General features: G+C 56.3%; 20 protein-coding genes. 7 read left to right on the top strand and 13 right to left on the bottom strand.

Annotated features, from left to right (window positions below; all coding sequences use genetic code 11):
* The first annotated feature begins 17 nt into the window (after positions 1-17).
* Positions 18-734: a ribonuclease PH gene (gene rph, locus BMF08_RS05095; protein WP_072571008.1), complete on the top strand. Its 717-nt coding sequence runs from the start codon at positions 18-20 to the stop codon at positions 732-734.
* A gap of 60 nt (positions 735-794) precedes the next feature.
* A complete protein-coding gene (pyrE, locus tag BMF08_RS05090) occupies positions 795-1,436 on the top strand; it encodes an orotate phosphoribosyltransferase (RefSeq protein ID WP_072571010.1) in 642 nt (213 codons plus the stop codon).
* Positions 1,437-1,481: 45 nt separating this feature from the next.
* On the opposite strand, the gene slmA is transcribed toward pyrE, so the two are convergent.
* The 3 genes from slmA to coaBC form a co-directional block, all read right to left on the bottom strand.
* A complete protein-coding gene (gene slmA / locus BMF08_RS05085) occupies positions 1,482-2,078 on the bottom strand; it encodes a nucleoid occlusion factor SlmA (RefSeq protein ID WP_072571012.1) in 597 nt (198 codons plus the stop codon).
* Between the two features lie 120 nt (positions 2,079-2,198).
* Positions 2,199-2,657, bottom strand: coding sequence for a dUTP diphosphatase (dut, locus tag BMF08_RS05080; RefSeq protein WP_072571014.1), 459 nt, complete (start codon positions 2,655-2,657; stop codon positions 2,199-2,201).
* The gene (gene coaBC / locus BMF08_RS05075; RefSeq protein WP_072571292.1) at positions 2,635-3,846 is read right to left on the bottom strand and encodes a bifunctional phosphopantothenoylcysteine decarboxylase/phosphopantothenate--cysteine ligase CoaBC; all 1,212 of its coding nucleotides are present in this window, start codon (positions 3,844-3,846) and stop codon (positions 2,635-2,637) included. Before coaBC ends, dut begins: the two co-directional genes overlap by 23 nt.
* Before the next feature lie 155 nt (positions 3,847-4,001).
* Here coaBC and radC point away from each other — a divergent pair, with 155 nt between their 5' ends.
* The 4 genes from radC (at position 4,002) to mutM (ending at position 6,184) form a co-directional block, all read left to right on the top strand.
* Entirely contained in the window at positions 4,002-4,667 is a 666-nt protein-coding gene (gene radC / locus BMF08_RS05070; protein WP_072571016.1) for a RadC family protein, read from the top strand.
* Positions 4,668-4,883: 216 nt separating this feature from the next.
* Positions 4,884-5,120, top strand: a complete 237-nt coding sequence (rpmB, locus tag BMF08_RS05065; RefSeq protein WP_002436699.1) for a 50S ribosomal protein L28 — start codon at positions 4,884-4,886, stop codon at positions 5,118-5,120.
* A gap of 20 nt (positions 5,121-5,140) precedes the next feature.
* Positions 5,141-5,308 (top strand): 50S ribosomal protein L33, encoded by a 168-nt coding sequence (gene rpmG / locus BMF08_RS05060; protein WP_003024094.1) that lies wholly within the window; start codon positions 5,141-5,143, stop codon positions 5,306-5,308.
* Positions 5,309-5,374: 66 nt separating this feature from the next.
* Positions 5,375-6,184, top strand: coding sequence for a bifunctional DNA-formamidopyrimidine glycosylase/DNA-(apurinic or apyrimidinic site) lyase (gene mutM, locus BMF08_RS05055; protein WP_072571018.1), 810 nt, complete (start codon positions 5,375-5,377; stop codon positions 6,182-6,184).
* A gap of 12 nt (positions 6,185-6,196) precedes the next feature.
* Here mutM and coaD read toward each other — a convergent pair whose 3' ends face one another.
* From coaD to BMF08_RS05020, 7 genes are all read right to left on the bottom strand, one after another.
* Positions 6,197-6,679: a pantetheine-phosphate adenylyltransferase gene (coaD, locus tag BMF08_RS05050; protein ID WP_072571019.1), complete on the bottom strand. Its 483-nt coding sequence runs from the start codon at positions 6,677-6,679 to the stop codon at positions 6,197-6,199.
* Positions 6,676-7,446 (bottom strand): glycosyltransferase family 2 protein, encoded by a 771-nt coding sequence (locus tag BMF08_RS05045; RefSeq protein WP_072571021.1) that lies wholly within the window; start codon positions 7,444-7,446, stop codon positions 6,676-6,678. Before BMF08_RS05045 ends, coaD begins: the two co-directional genes overlap by 4 nt.
* On the bottom strand, positions 7,446-8,720 hold the full coding sequence (gene waaA, locus BMF08_RS05040; RefSeq protein WP_072571023.1) for a lipid IV(A) 3-deoxy-D-manno-octulosonic acid transferase: 1,275 nt from the start codon (positions 8,718-8,720) through the stop codon (positions 7,446-7,448). The genes BMF08_RS05045 and waaA overlap by 1 nt, the downstream gene beginning before the upstream one ends.
* A 176-nt stretch (positions 8,721-8,896) precedes the next feature.
* Positions 8,897-10,531: a sulfatase-like hydrolase/transferase gene (locus tag BMF08_RS05035; protein WP_072571025.1), complete on the bottom strand. Its 1,635-nt coding sequence runs from the start codon at positions 10,529-10,531 to the stop codon at positions 8,897-8,899.
* An 18-nt stretch (positions 10,532-10,549) separates the two neighbouring features.
* Positions 10,550-11,521: a hypothetical protein gene (locus BMF08_RS05030; RefSeq protein WP_072571027.1), complete on the bottom strand. Its 972-nt coding sequence runs from the start codon at positions 11,519-11,521 to the stop codon at positions 10,550-10,552.
* Between the two features lie 9 nt (positions 11,522-11,530).
* A complete protein-coding gene (locus BMF08_RS05025; RefSeq protein WP_072571029.1) occupies positions 11,531-12,514 on the bottom strand; it encodes a glycosyltransferase in 984 nt (327 codons plus the stop codon).
* Positions 12,515-12,653: 139 nt separating this feature from the next.
* Positions 12,654-14,024 carry an O-antigen ligase family protein gene (locus BMF08_RS05020; protein ID WP_072571031.1) on the bottom strand — a complete coding sequence of 457 codons (1,371 nt, stop codon included), beginning with the start codon at positions 14,022-14,024 and terminating at the stop codon, positions 12,654-12,656.
* 244 nt (positions 14,025-14,268) lie between these two features.
* Between BMF08_RS05020 and BMF08_RS05015 the strand changes: the two genes are divergently transcribed.
* Entirely contained in the window at positions 14,269-15,372 is a 1,104-nt protein-coding gene (locus tag BMF08_RS05015) for a glycosyltransferase family 4 protein (protein ID WP_072571033.1), read from the top strand.
* Here BMF08_RS05015 and BMF08_RS05010 read toward each other — a convergent pair.
* Genes BMF08_RS05010 through rfaC form a run of 3 tightly spaced genes read right to left on the bottom strand, consistent with a single transcriptional unit; the run spans position 15,351 to position 18,536 of the window.
* Positions 15,351-16,460, bottom strand: a complete 1,110-nt coding sequence (locus BMF08_RS05010) for a glycosyltransferase family 4 protein (protein WP_072571034.1) — start codon at positions 16,458-16,460, stop codon at positions 15,351-15,353. The genes BMF08_RS05015 and BMF08_RS05010 overlap by 22 nt on opposite strands.
* On the bottom strand, positions 16,457-17,560 hold the full coding sequence (rfaQ, locus tag BMF08_RS05005; RefSeq protein ID WP_072571036.1) for a putative lipopolysaccharide heptosyltransferase III: 1,104 nt from the start codon (positions 17,558-17,560) through the stop codon (positions 16,457-16,459). The genes BMF08_RS05010 and rfaQ overlap by 4 nt, the downstream gene beginning before the upstream one ends.
* Positions 17,553-18,536, bottom strand: a complete 984-nt coding sequence (gene rfaC, locus BMF08_RS05000) for a lipopolysaccharide heptosyltransferase RfaC (RefSeq protein WP_072571038.1) — start codon at positions 18,534-18,536, stop codon at positions 17,553-17,555. The genes rfaQ and rfaC overlap by 8 nt, the downstream gene beginning before the upstream one ends.
* Positions 18,537-18,539 lie beyond the last annotated feature (3 nt).

Raw genomic sequence — 18,539 nt, 5'->3', positions numbered from 1 at the left:
AAGCCGGAGAAATCATCATGCGTCCAGCAGGCCGTAGTGCCAATCAGGTGCGTCCCGTCACCCTGACCCGAAATTATACAAAACACGCTGAAGGTTCCGTGCTCGTCGAATTCGGTGATACCAAAGTTCTGTGCACCGCGTCCATTGACGAAGGCGTGCCGCGTTTCCTGAAAGGTCAGGGACAGGGCTGGATCACCGCCGAATACGGCATGTTACCCCGTGCGACGCATACCCGTAACGCGCGCGAGGCGGCCAAAGGTAAACAGGGCGGCCGTACCCTGGAAATTCAGCGCCTGATTGCCCGTTCACTGCGCGCCGCCGTGGATCTGAAAGCACTGGGCGAGTTCACCATCACGCTGGACTGCGATGTGATCCAGGCGGATGGCGGCACCCGTACCGCGTCTATCACCGGTGCCTGTGTGGCGCTGGCCGACGCGCTGAACAAGCTGGTGGCAGCAGGTAAGCTTAAAACCAACCCGATGAAGGGCATGGTCGCCGCGGTATCCGTGGGCATCGTCAAGGGTGAAGCGCTGTGCGATCTGGAGTATGTTGAAGACTCCGCCGCTGAAACCGACATGAACGTGGTGATGACGGAAGATGGCCGCATCATTGAAGTGCAGGGCACCGCCGAAGGCGAGCCATTCACCCACGAAGAGTTGCTCTCGTTGCTGGCTCTGGCCCGGGGAGGCATCGAATCCATCGTCGCCATGCAGAAGGCGGCGTTAGAAAATTGATTTTAAGGCGACTTGATAGTCGCCTTTTTTATGTCTGAAAAAAGCTTAAGGAGCAAATCCATGAAACCGTATCAGCGCCAGTTTATTGAATTTGCGCTTAACAAGCAGGTACTGAAATTTGGTGAATTTACCCTGAAATCCGGGCGCAAAAGTCCGTATTTCTTTAATGCCGGGCTGTTTAACACGGGCCGCGACCTGGCGCTGTTAGGCCGTTTTTATGCCGAAGCGCTGGTGGACTCCGGCATTGATTTTGACCTGTTGTTTGGCCCGGCTTACAAAGGCATTCCCATTGCCACCACCACCGCAGTTGCGCTTGCGGAACACCATGAGCGTGATGTGCCCTACTGCTTTAACCGTAAAGAAGCCAAAGATCACGGCGAAGGCGGAAGCCTTGTGGGGAGCGCGTTACAGGGCCGCATTATGCTGGTGGATGATGTGATCACTGCCGGAACCGCCATCCGCGAGTCGATGGAGATTATTCAGGCGCATGGCGCGACCCTGGCGGGTGTGCTGATCTCCCTTGACCGTCAGGAACGCGGACGCGGCGAGATTTCGGCGATCCAGGAAGTCGAGCGTGACTATGGCTGCCAGGTGATTTCAATCATCACGCTGAAAGACCTGATTGCGTATCTGGAAGAAAAGCCTGAGATGGCGGATCATCTGGCATCGGTACAGGCGTACCGCGATGAATTTGGCGTTTAAATAAATTTTGCCCGGTGGCGCGACGCGTACCGGGCATACTTAACGTTACTGCAGCTGCGCGGCCATCAGCGGCCAGCGGGCGTCAAAGTCTTCTGTCGGACGGTATTTGAACTCGCTGCGTACAAAGCGCGACAGCATTCCCTCACAGAAGGCCAGTAACTGGCTTGCCAGCAGTGCTTCATCCACGGTATAGCCTTCGCCTTCACGCATTTTTCGCTCGCGCAGTACCTGGCGCAGTTGCGATTCAATACGATCAAACAACTGGTTAATGCGACCCTGCAGGCGATCCTGCTCAAACATCAGCGCGTGACCGGTCAGAATGCGCGTCAGGCCTGGATTACGTTCACCAAATCCCACCACCAGCAGCACGATAAGACGCAGACGCGTGGTCGTGTCTTTTTCGTCTTTCAGGATCAGGTTAATACGCGTGGTCAGGCTATCTTCGATAAATTCAATCAGGCTATCGAACATACGCGTTTTACTGGGAAAATGACGATATAAAGCCGCTTCTGAAACGCCAACGGAGGCTGCCAGCTTCGCCGTCGTAATGCGCTGGCTGCCATCGCTGGATTCAAGCATCAATGCCAGAGATTGAAGTATTTCTTCGCGACGATTCCTTTTCGCAGTTTGTTTTTCTGCCATGTTCCAAAATACCCCTGAAAATAAGCACTTGTCAGGCGGGCATCCACGCAGCGACCGCAAACCGAAGTTTGCGGTAATGTTATTACTTTATGGCGCTGTGGGATGCGTTTATAAAGCCGCTTATTGACGGCCTGAATGGCCGAAGCCGCCTTCACCACGTTCGGTGGCGTCGAAATCTTCCACCAGATTAAATTCTGCCTGTACCACCGGCACAAAAACCATCTGGGCGATGCGCTCGCCAGGTTCGATGGTGAAGCTGGTTTGTCCGCGGTTCCAGACGGAAACCATCAGTTGCCCCTGATAATCGGAGTCGATCAGGCCCACCAGGTTACCCAGCACCACGCCATGTTTATGCCCCAGCCCTGAGCGCGGCAGGATCACCGCTGCCAGCGTTGGGTCAGCAATGTGGATCGCCAGTCCGGTCGGAACTAAAGTGGTGGCGCCCGGCGCCAGTTCTACGGCGTCATCAAGACAGGCGCGCAGGTCAAGACCGGCAGAGCCGGAGGTGGCATAGGTTGGCAGCGGAAATTCCTGCCCAACACGCGGGTCCATAATCTTAACGTCGATTTTTTTCATCATAACGGGTAACGATCTCGTCCAGTAGTTGTTGGCCCAGAAGTGCCTTGCTCTCAAGCGGTAAGACTTTATCGCCGTCCTGCCAGAACAGGTGCAGTGCGTTGTTATCGCTGTTAAAACCCTGCTGCGCGCCGGAAACGTCATTGGCGCAAATCAGATCCAGATTTTTACGGCTGCGCTTTTGCCGGGCGTATTCTTCCACATTATTCGTTTCGGCAGCAAACCCAACAACATAGGGGCGATGCGCGGACAGCGCGGCGACGCCCGCTACGATATCCGGGTTTTTCACCATTTTCAGTGTGATTTCATCGCCTTGCTTTTTAATCTTCTCATCGGCAACGGCGGCGGCACGGTAGTCTGCCACAGCGGCGCAACCAATAAAAATCTGCTGCGTTTGCACATTGGCCTGTACTGCCGCTTCCATTTCCAGCGCCGTGGTGACGTCAATGCGCTTAACCTGCGGCGGCGTGGCAAGCGTGACCGGCCCGCTGACCAGCGTGACGTTCGCGCCACGTCGGGCGGCAGCCGCAGCAATGGCGAAGCCCATTTTCCCGGAGCTGTGATTGGTGATGTAGCGCACCGGATCCAGCGGCTCCCTGGTCGGGCCTGCGGTAATCATGATATTCAGATGTTGCAGGTCTTTGACAGGCGAAAAATGCGCCGCGGCCAGATCGACAATCTCCAGCGGGTCGAGCATTCGCCCCGGGCCTACATCGCCACAGGCCTGGCTGCCGCTGTCCGGCCCCCAGAGCAGTAAGCCGCGGGAAGCCAGTACGCCCAGATTATGCTGGGTGGCGGCGGCGCGGTACATCTGCTGGTTCATGGCTGGCACCACGGCGACCGGAGACGGAGTGGCAAGACAAATGGTCGATACCAGGTCATTGGCCATCCCGGCGGCAACGCGGGCGATTAAATCCGCGGTGGCGGGGGCCAGGATCACCAGATCGGCCCATTTTCCCAGTTCGATATGCCCCATTGCCGCTTCGGCTGCCGGATCGAGCAGGCTGTCGGAAACCGGATAGCCTGACACCGCCTGTAAACTCATGGGCGTGATAAAGGCTTTGGCGGCCTCGGTCATGGCGACACGCACCTCCGCGCCGCGATCGCGCAGACGGCGCACCAGCTCTGGCGCTTTATAGGCTGCGATACCGCCGCTGACGCCAAGAACGATTTTTTTACCGGCCAGACTCATCATGATTCTTTCCTGTTGGATTTCACCAGAAGGCGGGCATTTTATCACAATCCTCCACCTGGCGTGCTTTTGCGCATTGCGCACTTTGCGAGGCGCTACGCAAAGCCGTTAACCCGCTTTGTGGCAGGATAGGCGCTCGACAGGGAGGTGACATTATGGAAGAAACGTTATCTATACTACCGCGTGAAAAAACGCTGCTGTTTGGCGTCAAATCGCTCAGCGATGTTGAATTACTGGCGCTGTTTTTACGCACCGGCACACCCGGAAAAAATGTCATGGCGCTGGCGCACCATCTGCTGGGGCATTTTGGCTCGCTGTATGGTCTGCTGACCGCGGAATTTGAAACGTTCAGCGAGGTGGGCGGCATTGGGCTGGCAAAGTATGCCCAACTGAAAGGCATTGCCGAACTGGCGCGCCGTTTCTATGAGGTTAAGGTGGCAGAGGAGTTTGCCATCATGTCCCCGGATGTCGCATTAGCCTTTATAAAAAGTCAGTTAACGGCGGAAGAGCGCGAGATCTTTATGGTGATCTATCTTGATAACCAGAACCGGATCCTCAAGCACTGCCGCCTTTTTACCGGCACTATCGCCAATGTTGAGGTGCATCCGCGTGAAATTGTCCGCGAAGCCATCAAAATTAATGCCGTCGGCGTGATCCTTGCGCATAATCATCCTTCGGGCAGCGCGGAGCCCAGTAAATCCGATAAAATCATCACCGAACATGTGGTAAAGTGCTGCCAGTTCATGGACATCCGGGTGGTAGATCATCTGGTAATTGGCCGTGGAGAGTATGTTTCATTTGCCGAACGTGGCTGGATTTAGGCCACTTTACGCGATCCATTGGGATCTTTGTCTGTTCGGGACTTGAGCACATCGATTACACAGCGTATACTACGCCACCTTTGAGAATCTCGGGTTTGGCATTATGGGCCTGGCATTGTGGGTTCACATTGAACCGCCAGAGGCCAGGTTTGCAGCCTGACGAGGCGCCATAACCCTATACGAAGCTCGAGCTAATTTGATTTTTGGAGAATAGACATGTCCCGAGTCTGCCAAGTTACTGGCAAGCGTCCGGTGACCGGTAATAACCGTTCCCACGCACTGAACGCGACCAAACGCCGTTTCCTGCCGAACCTGCACTCTCACCGTTTTTGGGTTGAGAGCGAGAAGCGTTTTGTCACACTGCGTGTATCTGCTAAAGGTATGCGTGTAATCGATAAAAAAGGCATTGATACAGTTCTGTCCGAACTGCGTGCCCGTGGCGAAAAGTACTAAGTACTTAGAGGAAATAAATCATGGCTAAAGGTATTCGTGAGAAAATCAAGCTGGTTTCTTCTGCTGGTACTGGTCACTTCTATACCACCACGAAGAACAAGCGCACTAAGCCGGAAAAACTGGAACTGAAAAAATTCGATCCAGTTGTCCGTCAGCACGTGCTTTACAAAGAAGCAAAAATTAAATAATTTTCGCTTTGATGTACAAGAACCCCGCCTGTGCGGGGTTTTTTGCATTCAGCCTCCGGAGAAATCATGCCTGAATTACCTGAAGTGGAAACCAGCCGCCGTGGCATTGAGCCGCATCTGGTGGGTGAAACTATTCTGCATGCTGTCGTGCGCAACGGACGCCTGCGCTGGCCTGTTTCCGATGAAATCCATGCCCTGAGCGACAAACCGGTGCTGAGCGTGCAGCGTCGCGCCAAATATCTGCTGCTGGAGCTGCCTGACGGCTGGATCATCATCCATCTCGGCATGTCCGGGAGTCTGCGTATCCTGCCCTATGAAATGCCGGCAGAAAAACATGACCATGTCGATCTGGTGATGAGCAACGGCAAAGTGCTGCGCTACACCGATCCGCGCCGCTTTGGCGCCTGGTTGTGGACGTCGTCCCTTGAAGGGCACAACGTGCTGGCGCATTTAGGCCCCGAGCCGCTCAGCGATGCCTTTAACGCCGACTATCTGCGCCAGAAAAGCGCGAAGAAGAAGATCGCCATCAAGCCCTGGCTGATGGATAACAAGCTGGTGGTAGGGGTGGGTAACATTTACGCCAGTGAGTCGCTATTTGCCGCCGGGATCCATCCCGATCGTCTGGCGTCGTCGTTGTCGGCGGAGGAGTGCGAATTACTGGTGCGGGTGATCAAGGCCGTGCTGTTGCGCTCTATCGAGCAGGGCGGCACCACGCTGAAAGACTTCCTGCAAAGCGACGGTAAACCGGGTTACTTTGCCCAGGAGCTACAGGTGTATGGCCGGGAAGGTCAGCCGTGCCGGATCTGCGCCGCGCCCATAGTGGCCAGCAAACATGCCCAGCGCTCCACCTTTTACTGCCGCAACTGCCAGAAGTAAAACCTCCGGGCGCTACGCCTGCAGCTTAGCGAGTAGCGCCTGATGTACCTGCGCAGGCAGGAAGTGGGTGACGTCGCCATGATGACGGGCCACTTCCTTGACCAGCGATGACGAGATAAACGACCACTCTTTTGACGGCATCAGGAAGACGCTTTCCAGATCCGGCATCAGGTGACGGTTCATTTGAGCGAGCTGCATTTCATATTCGAAGTCAGCCACTGCCCGCAGACCGCGAATGAGGATATTGGCCTGCTGATCGCGGGCGAAATTCGCCATCAAATCGCTAAAACCGACGACTTCAACGTTAGCCAGATGCGCGGTGGCCTGACGCGCCATTTCAACGCGTTCATCCAGGCTAAACAGCGGTTTCTTCCCCGGACTGGCGGCAATCGCCATGATGACCTTGTCAAACATGCAGGCCGCACGGGTGATGATGTCAACATGGCCGTTGGTGATGGGATCGAAAGTGCCGGGATAAATGGCTTTTGTCGTCATGGCGCGCTCTTTTCTGAGTAGCCGTGGTTCAGCGCCCACAGCCCGGTATATTTATTAAAAGTATACTGCGCATTCACCACGGCCAGCAGCCAGCCCTGTTTGCCGTCGAGCACGCCGCCGCGCAGCACCAGCGTTTTCATAAACGCGCCGATCGTATGCGCAAAGATACCTGTAATGCTGGTCTTCTTGCCCTGCTGATGGTGCTCTTTCGCCCAGGCGGTGGCGTAGTTGAACTGCTTTTGCTGGAAACTGGCAAAGTCGCGGCAGGTCAGATGCAGCAGATCGCCCTGCAGGTTTACCATCGACGCACCTGCGCTTTCCAGGGATTCATGCACGGCATTGCTGTTGTACTGATACTTTTCCCGCGGATACAGACGCATCACGCGATCCGGGTACCAGCCGCTGTGGCGCATAAAACGGCCAAGAAAATAGTTACGGCGGGCAATGCTGTAGATGGTATCTGGCGCAGGGGAGGCCAGCACGCCCTGAATGGCCCGGGCGAGTTCCGGCGTGATGCGCTCGTCGGTGTCGATCATCAGCACATAATCGCCCGTGGCATACGCCTGCGCCCGCTGGCGCTGAATACCGTAGCCCTGCCAGTCGGTATTGGTGAAGACCTTGACCCCGGCGTTGCGGGCGATAGTGAGGGTGTCATCGGTGCTGCCGGAGTCCAGCAGCACGATCTCATCGGCAAAGGCCACCGAAGCCAGGCAATCCGGCAACAGATCGGCGGCGTTTTTGGCGATCATCACCACCGAGAGGCGCATTAGTGGCTCCGCTGCGGCAGATAAGGTTGCAGGAGTTGCAGCAGTCGTGAGAGCGCGCCCTGATTCTGGTGCAGCACCTCAACGGCATGGCGGCCGTACCACAGGCGATAATCTTCATCGGTCAGCAAGGTCGAGACTTCTTTCACCAGCGAATCCGCATCGGTAACGGTGATCAGACCATCCGCCTGTTGCAACTTGGCGCAAATATCTTTGAAGTTGAAGGTGTGCGGGCCCATCAGCACCGGAATGGCATGCGCCGCCGGCTCCAGCGGGTTATGCCCGCCGCGCTCCACCAGGCTGCCGCCCACAAACGCCAGATCGGCAATGCCGTACAGCAGCATCAGCTCGCCCATGGTATCGCCAATCACCACCTGCGTGCTGCCGGACGGGATCTCGCCGGTGCTGCGCAGGGTAAAGCTGAAGCCGCCTTTCTGCACCATATCGCGCGCGTCTTTAAAACGCTCCGGATGGCGCGGCACCAGGATCAGCAGTAAATCGGGGAAGGTTTCCAGCAGCTTGCGGTGCGCCTGAAGAATAATCTCTTCTTCGCCATCGTGGGTGCTGGTGGCGATCCACACCTGACGGCGCGGCGCCCACTGTCGGCGCAGCGTAATGGCGCGCGCCGCCAGCTCCGGCGTAACGGAAATATCAAATTTGAGACTACCGGTGACGGCCAGCTGATTACGTTTGAGGCCGAGCTTCAGGAAGCGATCGGCGTCTTCGTCATTCTGGGCGGCGATCAGCGTAATTTTGCCCAGCAGGCGGCGCATAAAGTTGCCCAGCTTGCCGTAACCTTTTGCTGAGCGTTCCGACAGGCGGGCGTTGGCGATCACCAGCGGGATTTTACGGGCATGCAGCGCGGAAATCATATTCGGCCACAGCTCGGTTTCCATAACGATGACAAGCTTTGGCCGCACGGTGGCGAGAAAGCGGTTCATCGCGCAGGGTAAATCGTAAGGCAGATAGACGTGATGCACGTCTTTGCCGAAGGCCGACATCACGCGCTCCGAGCCGGTGGGCGTCATGGTGGTCACGGTGATGGGTAACGCAGGATAACGGTGGCGCAGCGCACGCACCAGCGGAATGGCCGCCAGGGTTTCCCCCACCGACACGGAATGCAGAAGAATACCGTCCGGCTTCACTTTGTTACTGCAATAGCCATAGCGTTCAGCCCAGCGTTTACGATACGCGGGAGCCTTGCGGCTGCGAAGCAACAAACGCAGCCACACCAGCGGCTGGATAAGATAGAGCAGGGCGGTATACAACAATTCCAAGCGATTATCCGTTTTTTGAGTTTCGGCGGGCAAATTCTAAGCATTAAAGCGGGCTAAAGCTATACTTTTGGCGCTTTTGGTCACGCTTTTGCCACTGTTTCGTACAATGCGAAAGGGGAAAACGAAGAACCACTGGACGGCACAGGGCAGAAAAGCCCTGTGCGCGGGAAAAACGATTACTGCTCTGCTGGCGGGAGTTCGTTCAGATGATAGGTGATCCGCTCCGAAAGACCCCGAATATCACCGCCGGTGATGAAGTAGCTGTCATCTTTCTGATTCGGGTTCGTCACCTGATAACCCAGCACTTTATTGATCAGCGTCGCCAGCTGGAAATGGTTCAGCGGCATCTGCGGGCTGATGTTTTTCAGGGACATCGCCGGATCGTTACTGAAATAGATGAACGGCACCTGCGCAATCGGCATTTCCACGACGGAGTGCCCGAACAGCCCGCCGTCCCCGACGCGTTCACCATGATCGGAGGTGATAAAGACCAGCACCGGCAGTTTCGATTTCGCCATCACCGTACGGATCGCAGAAGCCAGCTCCTTGTCGTAAAGACGAACGGCATCGTCATATTCATTTTTTTTCTGCGCCACGTCATCATCAAGATGCGGGGTGGAAAACTTCGCGAATCCGGCCGGAATGTTTCGCTCATAAGGAATATGCGGTGCGCGGCTGTTCAGCACCATCATGAAGGGTTTATTCCAGTCCAGCGGGGCTTTTTCAACGGACGGGGTGAGGATCCGGTCAGCGCCCACATCCGGGGCCGGACGCACCTGCGTATCTTCCCAAAAATCGATGTCATGAATGCCAATCCAGTTGCTCAGCCCTTCCAGACCCTGCGCTGAAATAAACGCGGTCTGATAACCCTGTTTCTTCGCATTGGCAAAAATATTGGTCGCTTTGCTTTTATACGCTGAGAAGTTATCCGGCTCGCGCAGGTTATTGACCAGCATCGGAATGGCGACACGTGTGGAGACGGCGTTAGAGACAATCAGACGTCCACTGCCCTGGTATTGATCCATCAGCGCTTTCAGTTCTGGCGTGGTCTCTCTTTCATAGCCGAGCGCGCTGACATGATGCGGGTTCAGACTCTCGCCAATGGCCAGGATCACCGAATATTTCCCGTTCTGGTGGTCTGCAACCGGCGTGACCTGGTAAGGCTCGTAATGGGCGATATTCTGGTTTTCGCCCGACAGCGCTTCGGGGATCAGCCTTACCGCGCTAAAGCTCATCGCTGACAGGCCGTTGCGCAGCAGGGAGTGGCGCAGGTCAGGATTGAATTTATACATCTGGCCGTCGATGGCTTTGTAGAACTGGCCTAAAAACATCACCGCTATCGCCAGCAGGCAGGGGGCGGCAACCCATTTGTGCCAGTGCGGCCCAATACGGCGGGCAAACACCAGCGCGAAGACGATCGCCACCAGCATGATCACAAAATAAATGCCCAGCGCACCGAGGCTGTCAGTAATGCCGCTGGCAATATCTTTCGTTTCAACAAACGCCAGCCACACTTCGCTCGGGCCATAGAACTGGCCATAAAACTGGTGGTAGATCGCCTCAGATAGCTGCACGATATAGGTGATCGCCAGCAGAACGCGCGTCAGCATAAAACGGATGCTGACCGCCGCAAGCAGAGAGATGATCACATACAGCGCAATATCACCCGATTTCGGGCTGTATGCCGTGTCTTTAAGGCTGACAATAATTTCGGAAAGCGCAAAAAACGCCGTAAAAATCAGCGTAAGAGTAATGGTCTTAAGCAGATTTCGTCCCAACGAAGGGCGGGACAGCAATGACGATCTGAACATGTTTTAACCCGAATGGTTTTAGAATTTCTTGGTCAGGGGACGAATGGCTTTACCAAAACCAAAGCGCACCGCGCGCACGAACGTCGGACGGTTATGTAAGCCTTTACGCCAGATATCCTCAAACAAGGCATACCAGCGGGCAGCTACGGCTTCACGGGAGTAAACCTGTAGCCGTTTTTCGCCCTGCTCGCGCATTTGACGGAATAACTCCGGCGAGTTTTTCAGTCGCATGATGGCGGCAAAGGCTTCGTCAGGGTTTTTGGCAATCAGATAATCCAGTTCGCTCTCGCGAATAGCGCGGAATGACGGCTCGTCATCGCACACCATGACTGTTTTACCCAGCCAGTTATTGATGAGTTTGCTGGCTGGCTTACGGGCCAGCTTGTGGTCATGAGATTTGCGGAAGCTCACGCAGACATCCACATCGCGGTAATCCACCCAGTTATCAAAGGAGATACGCAGGGTGATGCCCTGTTCTGCAAGACGTTGTTTAAACGCTTCGCTGCGGTACTCTTCCGGGAAGCTGTCCACCCGGCCAAAGTAGGCCACCGTCTGCACGCTATCATCGGTGCGCTCGCGCGGCTGAACGCCTGGCTGCGGCCAGTAGGGCACGAAAATGCGGTTGCTGTGGCCGTCAACTTCCGGGTTCTGATCGACAACATAGTCTGCGCCTATTACCGGCGGGCGGTCGGCGCGGGCGACGACAGTGACGCCTTTCCAGGGTTTGACCCGTGAGCCGAAGTCATCGTTATGCATCAGATTGATCGCATCAGGACGGCATTCGGAACCGAATGAACACTCGATTGCATCACCGTAATAGTGCTTCAGAGCAAGCGTGGTCTGGAATGTCCAGCCACCGCGTCCGCCGCAATAGAAACGTTCAGGAATGGTGTTCGGATCCGTTCCTGCGGCAAGCAGCGCATCAAAATCGGCGTAGTTTTTGGCGATAAAGTCCGCCCGGGATACGGCGTGCAATTTAAGCTTATTCATAGGTTCGCTTTATTTAATCAGTTTCTTAAGACGAAAGTAACGGCGTCCCAGACGCCAGCGCTGACGGAAACCGCGCGCATTTTGCCAGATCATGGACCAGATCCCGCGGGAAAACAGCTCTGCGGTGATCTCACGCTTTTTCGCCGCATCCTCAATGTTATTGATGCTGTGCAGAATACCCAGCCCCTCTTTGGCAATTTGCCAGTGGCAGGCGGGTACGCGCTTAACCTGTCGCGGATAACGCTGGTTAATCGCATGCAGCATCTCAAGGATTTTCATGTAGTGCCGAGCCGAGCGCATACGGGTGTCGTCGGTGCCCGGAGTATGGGACACGGAAGCCGAATGAATCAGGTAGTCGTAATAGGTTTCGTCGATGTACTGCACACGTTTCGCGGTCAGCAGCACTTCCGTTGTCCAGGGAATATCCTGATGGCGCAGACCATGCTCGAAGGTAAAACCCTGCGCTTTGATAAAAGCATGGCGATAGATGTTCAGCCAGGTCACATGCAGGAATTTACGTGACGACAGCGCTTTTTGCAGCCAGGTCGGCCCATCCAGCACGCCCGTTGAGGGCAGCTTATCGGACGGGAAAATCTTCTTCGCCGGGCGGCCATCATCGTAAATGTAGGTGCCATTACAGGTTGCCACATCCAGATCGCCCTTTCTGGCTATTTCCAGCAGGCGGGTATACATCCCCGGATAGATCACATCGTCAATATCCGGAAACGCAATGTACTCACCTCGGGCAACCGCCAGCCCGGTATTGCGTGCCGCTGAAACCCCCTGATTGGGCTGATCGATAACCTGATAATCGCTGAATTCATCGGCGTAGCGGGCAATGATCGCCGCAGAATTATCGGTCGAACCGTCGTTTACGATAATCAATTCGAGGCTGTTCAGGTTCTGACTTTTGATGCTGTCAAAAAAAGCGCTCAGAAACTTTTCACCATTATAGACGGCGACAACGAGGCTCAATTGCGGGGTATCTGACATGCTTTCTCCGTAAAAGCGGGCAATGCGGTGGCTTTTCGACAGCCATTATCTGAATGAGTTCTGCCGGGGTATGGCAGCACCAGCGGTGGCTATTATCTACTAAGTGATAAAGAAAACCACTGGTGCAGGAACATTACCATCAGGAAGTGGGCTGTTTCTCATTGCGCGGCGTCAACGAGCAGATGCCGATAAGCAGGCCGGTGAGCATCATATATTGCTCAAGGTAGTGATCCTTAAGGTTATGATCGACCAGCGTACGTGAGAAGAAGCCTACCGTGAACAGCAGCAGGAACATGCCTGCCATGGTGTTGCCGCGGCGGAACTGCCGCCATCCGATATACCAGCAGCCCATCAGCAAAATCAGCCAGCCCGCAATCCCCGCAATGCCGTTTTGCAGACCAAATTCGATTAAGCCGTAGTGGCTGTGCGGAACAGTAATGAAATCGGAACCCGTATCGCGACGCAGGATGTAATTAAAGGCCTCTTTACGCGGGCCCATGCCTGCCGGGTGCTCGGCTATGATCTTCCAGCCTGTGTGAAAGAAACTGGCGCGGCAGCCATTAGAATGATTCATCTGGACGCCAAGGCTATTTTTGGGCACAACACCAATGACATTGTTGTAGCAAAAACTGTTTAACGGCGCATTCCATCCGGCAATGGCATCACTCTCAAGCGTTTGCCAGCGCGGATCGGTTTTCCATGAGGCATAACCTAATGTCAAAGAGGCGGCGATAAATAGCACTAATATAGTGCCCATCAGCACGACTTTACTACGGCGCATATGATGCACACCAAGCAGAACAAAGGTTGAAAACAGGCTGCCCACTAGCCCAATGGTTCCCCATCGCGTATCTATAAGGGCGGTACAAACCAGGTTAGACAATAAAATCGCTACCAGTACTGGTGTGTTCAGACGCAGGAAACGCTGGTGTAGTAAACCTCGGGCCAGCAACTCGGCAATCAGAAAACCGGTGATCATATTCACCTGGAAGCTCATACGGGTGCGGTTAAAGACGATCCGTGTTTCCCCCCAGTGAATATACCCATCACGCCAGTACAGCCAGAGGGTATCCAGCAGATGGATACAGATGACGCCCCAGAAGAATAAAACGATCAGCGTAAACAGACGGGCCGCGGAAAAGTTGGGGAAGGCGGTTTGTATGGCAGGTAACATGACCATACCGGCACAGAATAGCAGGACCGGTCGTAACCACTGGCCGCTCCACGCCGAAACCATTTCTTTAATATCGGGAGTGACAACAAAGCCATTAATCAGAATAAAGAAAGTTAATACCCAGACGGCAATAAGAACAAACTTAATCTGTCTGAAATTTAAACGGGTGCGGGCTTCAGGTGAAGAAAAGAAAAGGCCAACAGATAAAGCAATTAAAGGATAAATCAGGCCATTTCGATGAAACGGTAATTGATCGTTAGGAATCGGCCAGGCGAAGCATAATGCTAATGTATAGAGAACTAACAGGCCTGTCAGGATGTTACGAGTTTTCGTCATAATTATTTAGGCTAGTTAAGGATTTCGGCGTGGTGACCGGGTAGTAACGCAGCAGCACAAGAATTCCACGACAGGGCGGAGAGATTTGTGAAAGCGCAGGAAAATTACCATAGATAGCACAACTTAAGAAGAATAATGTTTGTAAGTAAGATTATCACTGAGCGGGCGATGAATGTGCGTCAGGCGGGCCTGCAAGTATATAATGATTCGATTAATGAGGTCGTTAGCCACTCACAGGAAGCGTATGCATATTGTTCACACAGAAGCCGATGGCGGTAAGGGCGGTCAGCCATTGCGCATCATCAATGAGTCACTGGGTATGATCCAGCGTGGTCATCAGGTGACCATTCTTTGTCCGGAGAGCGCGCCGCTGCATGCGCTGGCGCAGAATGCCGGGCTGACGGTGGTGACGCTTCCGCTCAGGCGGAAAAATGTGCCGAACCTGCTGGCGTTACGCCGCTGGCTGCAGGCCAACCGGCAGACTGTGGACGTGGTCAATAGCCATAACTCAGCCGATACCTGGCTGGTGGCGCTGGCGAACCTGACGCTCTCACGCCCGGTGCCGCTGGTGCGCACCCGTCATGCATCCGGTTTACCGCGCAATAATGCCGGCAGCCGCTGGCTGTTCCGCACCGCCTGCGCGCATATCGTCACCACGGGCGAAGCGCTGCGGCATCAGATGACGGCGATTGGCGTGCCGCTGGAACAAACCACCTCCGTACCCAGCGGCGTCGATCCGGCACGTTTTCATCCGGCGGATAAACAGGCGGCGCGCCAGCAGTGCGGTCTGTCGGCGGATGATTTCTGGCTCGGCGTGGTGTCGCACCTGCGCCCCAACAAAGGCCACAGCGTGTTGCTGGAGGCGCTGGCGCAGATCTCTGATCCAACGATCAAGCTGGCGATTGTCGGCGAAGGTCCACACCGTGCGGCGCTGGAGCAGGAAATCGTACGGTTGGGCTTGACCGATCGCGTGCTGATGGCGGGGCATCAGGCTGCGCCGGAGAAGTGGTTCCCGGCGTTTGATATTGCGTTAAGCCCGTCCCACGATATGGAAGGCGTGCCGCAGGGCGTACTGCAATCCCTCGCCAGCCGCATTGCCACCATTGCCACCGACGCGGGCGGTACGGCGGATGCGGTGATTGACCGCCAGACTGGCCTGCTGGTCGGCCAGCGTGATGCCGGGGCGCTGCGTGATGCGATTGTCACGCTGCACAAAGATGCTGCGCTTCGCGACCAGCTGGCGCAGCAGGGGTATGATTATCTTCTCGCCCATCTCACGCGGGACTGTATGTTAAGCGCGATGGAAAAGGTTTTTTCCGACGCGATTCAGCGTAACAGCTCGCGATAAAGCGCCTGTAACTCCTGCGCCATGCGGTCGAGCGTCCAGGGCTCGGCGGTGGTGCGGGCATTTATGGCGTACGCTTTTCCCGCCTCGCGACCCGACAGCCATTCGCCGATAGCCTGCCGGTAGCCGGAAACGTCCAGCGCATCGCGCACCCAGCCGTTTTCCCCTTCGCGGATCCATTCCGCCGCCCCGCATCCGGGGCTGGTAAACAGCGGTAATCCGCAGGCCAGCGCTTCCACGCAGACATTTGGAAAGGGATCGTAAAGGGTAGGCAGGATCAGCGCATCCGCCGTGCCGTAGACCTGGCGCACATCCGCCACCGGGCCGAGAAATTTTACCCGATCCGCCACGCCCAGCGACTGCGCCTGCTTTTCAAATTTACGGGCATTTTTATCGCGTCCGGCGACCAGCAGCCAGACGCCGGGATGCGCCGCGATGGCCGCCAGCGCTGTCGCCACGCCTTTACGCGCAAAGCCGGAACCGACGTAGGCCAGCACCGGCGCATCGGCTGGGATCGCCAGCGTCTCCCGCATCGTCAGCCTGCGCACGTCCGGATGGAAATGGGCGGTATCGACGCCGTTATAAATCACCGTCAGCCTGTCAGCGGGCAGACGGAAGCGACGAACAATGTCATCCCGTACCATCTTAGAGTTGCAGATCACTTTGCGCAGCGCCGGATGGGTGAACATCGCCTGCTCCGCCTGCAAAATGTAGCGGTGATAGGGGCTGAAGGACTGCGACCAGCGCTTCGGCAGCGACAGAATGCGGCTGTACTGTTCAAGCCAGGTGGCGTGCACGCCGTCACCGGCGCGGAAAATGGTGGCGCCGGGAATACGCTCGTGGCTCTGCACAATGTCGAAGCGGTTAAACAGCTGAGACGCCGCGCGGGCAAAGCCAGCTTCCCGGGCGGTGCGGTTACGGAAGGGCGGATCGACGGTCAGCGTCTGCCAGCCGGTGGCGTTCTCCCACTGGCGGGCGATCAGCGTGACGTCCAGCGAACTGTCGCCCGCCAGGGTATTCAGGGCGCGGGAAACAAACCGCTCCGCGCCGCCGTTGGGGTTATAGGTCTGTCGGACAATCGCCAGTTTCATGCCGGATTTTCCAGTAGCAGCGTATCAATGGCGCTCAGCACCTGCTGTGGCGTAATGGCGGTGATGCAGTCCGACACGCCGCTGTCGCCGCAGCCTGCTTTCCCGCAGGGCTGGCAGGTAAAGCCCGCAATAATCACCCGGTAGGCCACGCCCCAGGGTGCCCACTTAATCGCTCCGGTCGGGCCAAAAATGGCCACCGTCGGCGTTCCCACGGCGCTGGCCAGATGCATCGGCATCGAGTCGACGCCAAAGTAGAGCCGCGCATGTTTCATCAGCGCGCCCAGCTCTTTCAGATTCAGCTGTCCGCTGAGATCGAACACCGGCTGCGTCAGCGCAGCGCGCAGCTGATCCATATAGGCGGTTTCTTCTTTCGAAGGTGCAGCGGAGAGGATCACCGGAATGCCGCGTGCGGCAATGGCATCCACGGTGGCCGCCAGCTTGTCAATCTGCCAGGCCTTGAACATCCAGCGTGAGGTGGGATGCACCAGCACATAATCTTTCCCCACCAGGCCAAACCCCGCCAGCTTGTTCAGCACGGAGGTTTCCGCGTCCTCGCCCGGCACGAACAGCGTGCGTTTGTCTTCCACGCTCGCCGGATGGATGCCAATGCGGCGGAGCGCGTCGAGGTTCACTTCCACCATGTGACGGCTGTTGTCCTGGATCGCCGGATAGAGCGTGGTAAAAGATTTCACCCAGCGCCAGCGCGCCAGCCCGCTACGTTTATCCGGCTTAAAGCCGACGGAAACGCGCGGCTTCAGCTTGCGTGCCAGCCGTGCGCCGTGCCAGTGCTCGGTCAGGTTGATTAGCACGTCATAATCCCGCGCTTTCAGGGTGTTACGCAGCTGGCGATACAGGCTCAGCTGCTTCAGCCAGCCCTGTTTACGCCAGTTACGCCCGATGGTGTGCACCTGATCGATATAGGGGTGGCTGGTGAGCATCGCCTGCGTATCGTCATAGACCAGCGCGTCCACTTCCACGCCCGGCCAGTTTTTTTTCAGCACGGTAAACAGCGGCGAGGTTAAAAGCACATCACCATGATGACGAAGCTTGATGATCAGTACCCGTTTCGGCGGGCGTTCAGCCGTGAAAAAGTCAGACATGGACATTCTCTGTTGCCAGCAAGGGCTGTAATTTTTCCAGGACCGCAGCGGCGGGGAGATCGCTTAACTGCGATGAATGTTCAGGGCGGCAAACGACCTGATTTTTGCCATAACCGCCAATTAATCCCGGATCGGTCGGGCCATATAACGTGATATTAGGACGATCAAGGGCGGCGGTCAGATGGCTTAATCCGGTGTCCACCGACACCACAAAGGCAGCGCCTGCCAGTTCGCGCGCCACCTTTTCCAGACTCATGCGCGGCAGTACCTCAACGTGATCCATATCCTGCGTCAGCCGTTTTGCGCGCGCTTCTTCGTGGGCGGCTCCCCAGGGCAGCTTGATGCGCAGTCCGGTGGGCTGCAACAAGGCGATCAGCTCGCGCCAGTGGGACTCAGGCCAGTGCTTATCATCGCGGGTAGTGGCATGCAGGAACACGGCGTAAGAAGCAGGTTGCGTCTGGTCGGTCAGGAAGTGCTGCGCAATGCCGTAATCGCCCTGGGTTTGCGGTCGGGCATAACCCAGACTACGGGCGAACAGCTCGCGGGTGCGTTCCACCGCGTGCTGCGCTTTGGCGATGGCATGGCGACGGTTATAAAACAGGCTCGCCAGCGGCTCGCGGGCGCTGTGCCAGTCCATACCATGCTTCACGCCGCGCGCCAGGCGCGTCACCAGCGCTGCGCTTTTCACCAGGCCCTGCGCATCAATAATAGCGTCGTATTGTACAGCGCGGATGGCGTCACGAAATTTCTGCCGTTCGACGCGGATCGGCGCGGAAAACCACGCCTTACGCCAGCGGCGGATCGCCACCGGGATCACGCGATCGACGGCGGCATGCCAGCCGGGGATCTGCGCGAAGCCCTCTTCCACCACCCAGTCAAAACGAATGCCAGGAATAGCCTGCATGGCGTCGGTTAACGCGGGCAGCGTATGCAGCACATCGCCCATCGACGAGGTTTTTACGATCAGAACCCGCATCCG

The sequence above is a fragment of the Enterobacter sp. SA187 genome (assembly GCF_001888805.2).
Lineage (GTDB): Bacteria > Pseudomonadota > Gammaproteobacteria > Enterobacterales > Enterobacteriaceae > Enterobacter_D.
This window is presented reverse-complemented; position numbering and strand designations above follow the sequence as displayed.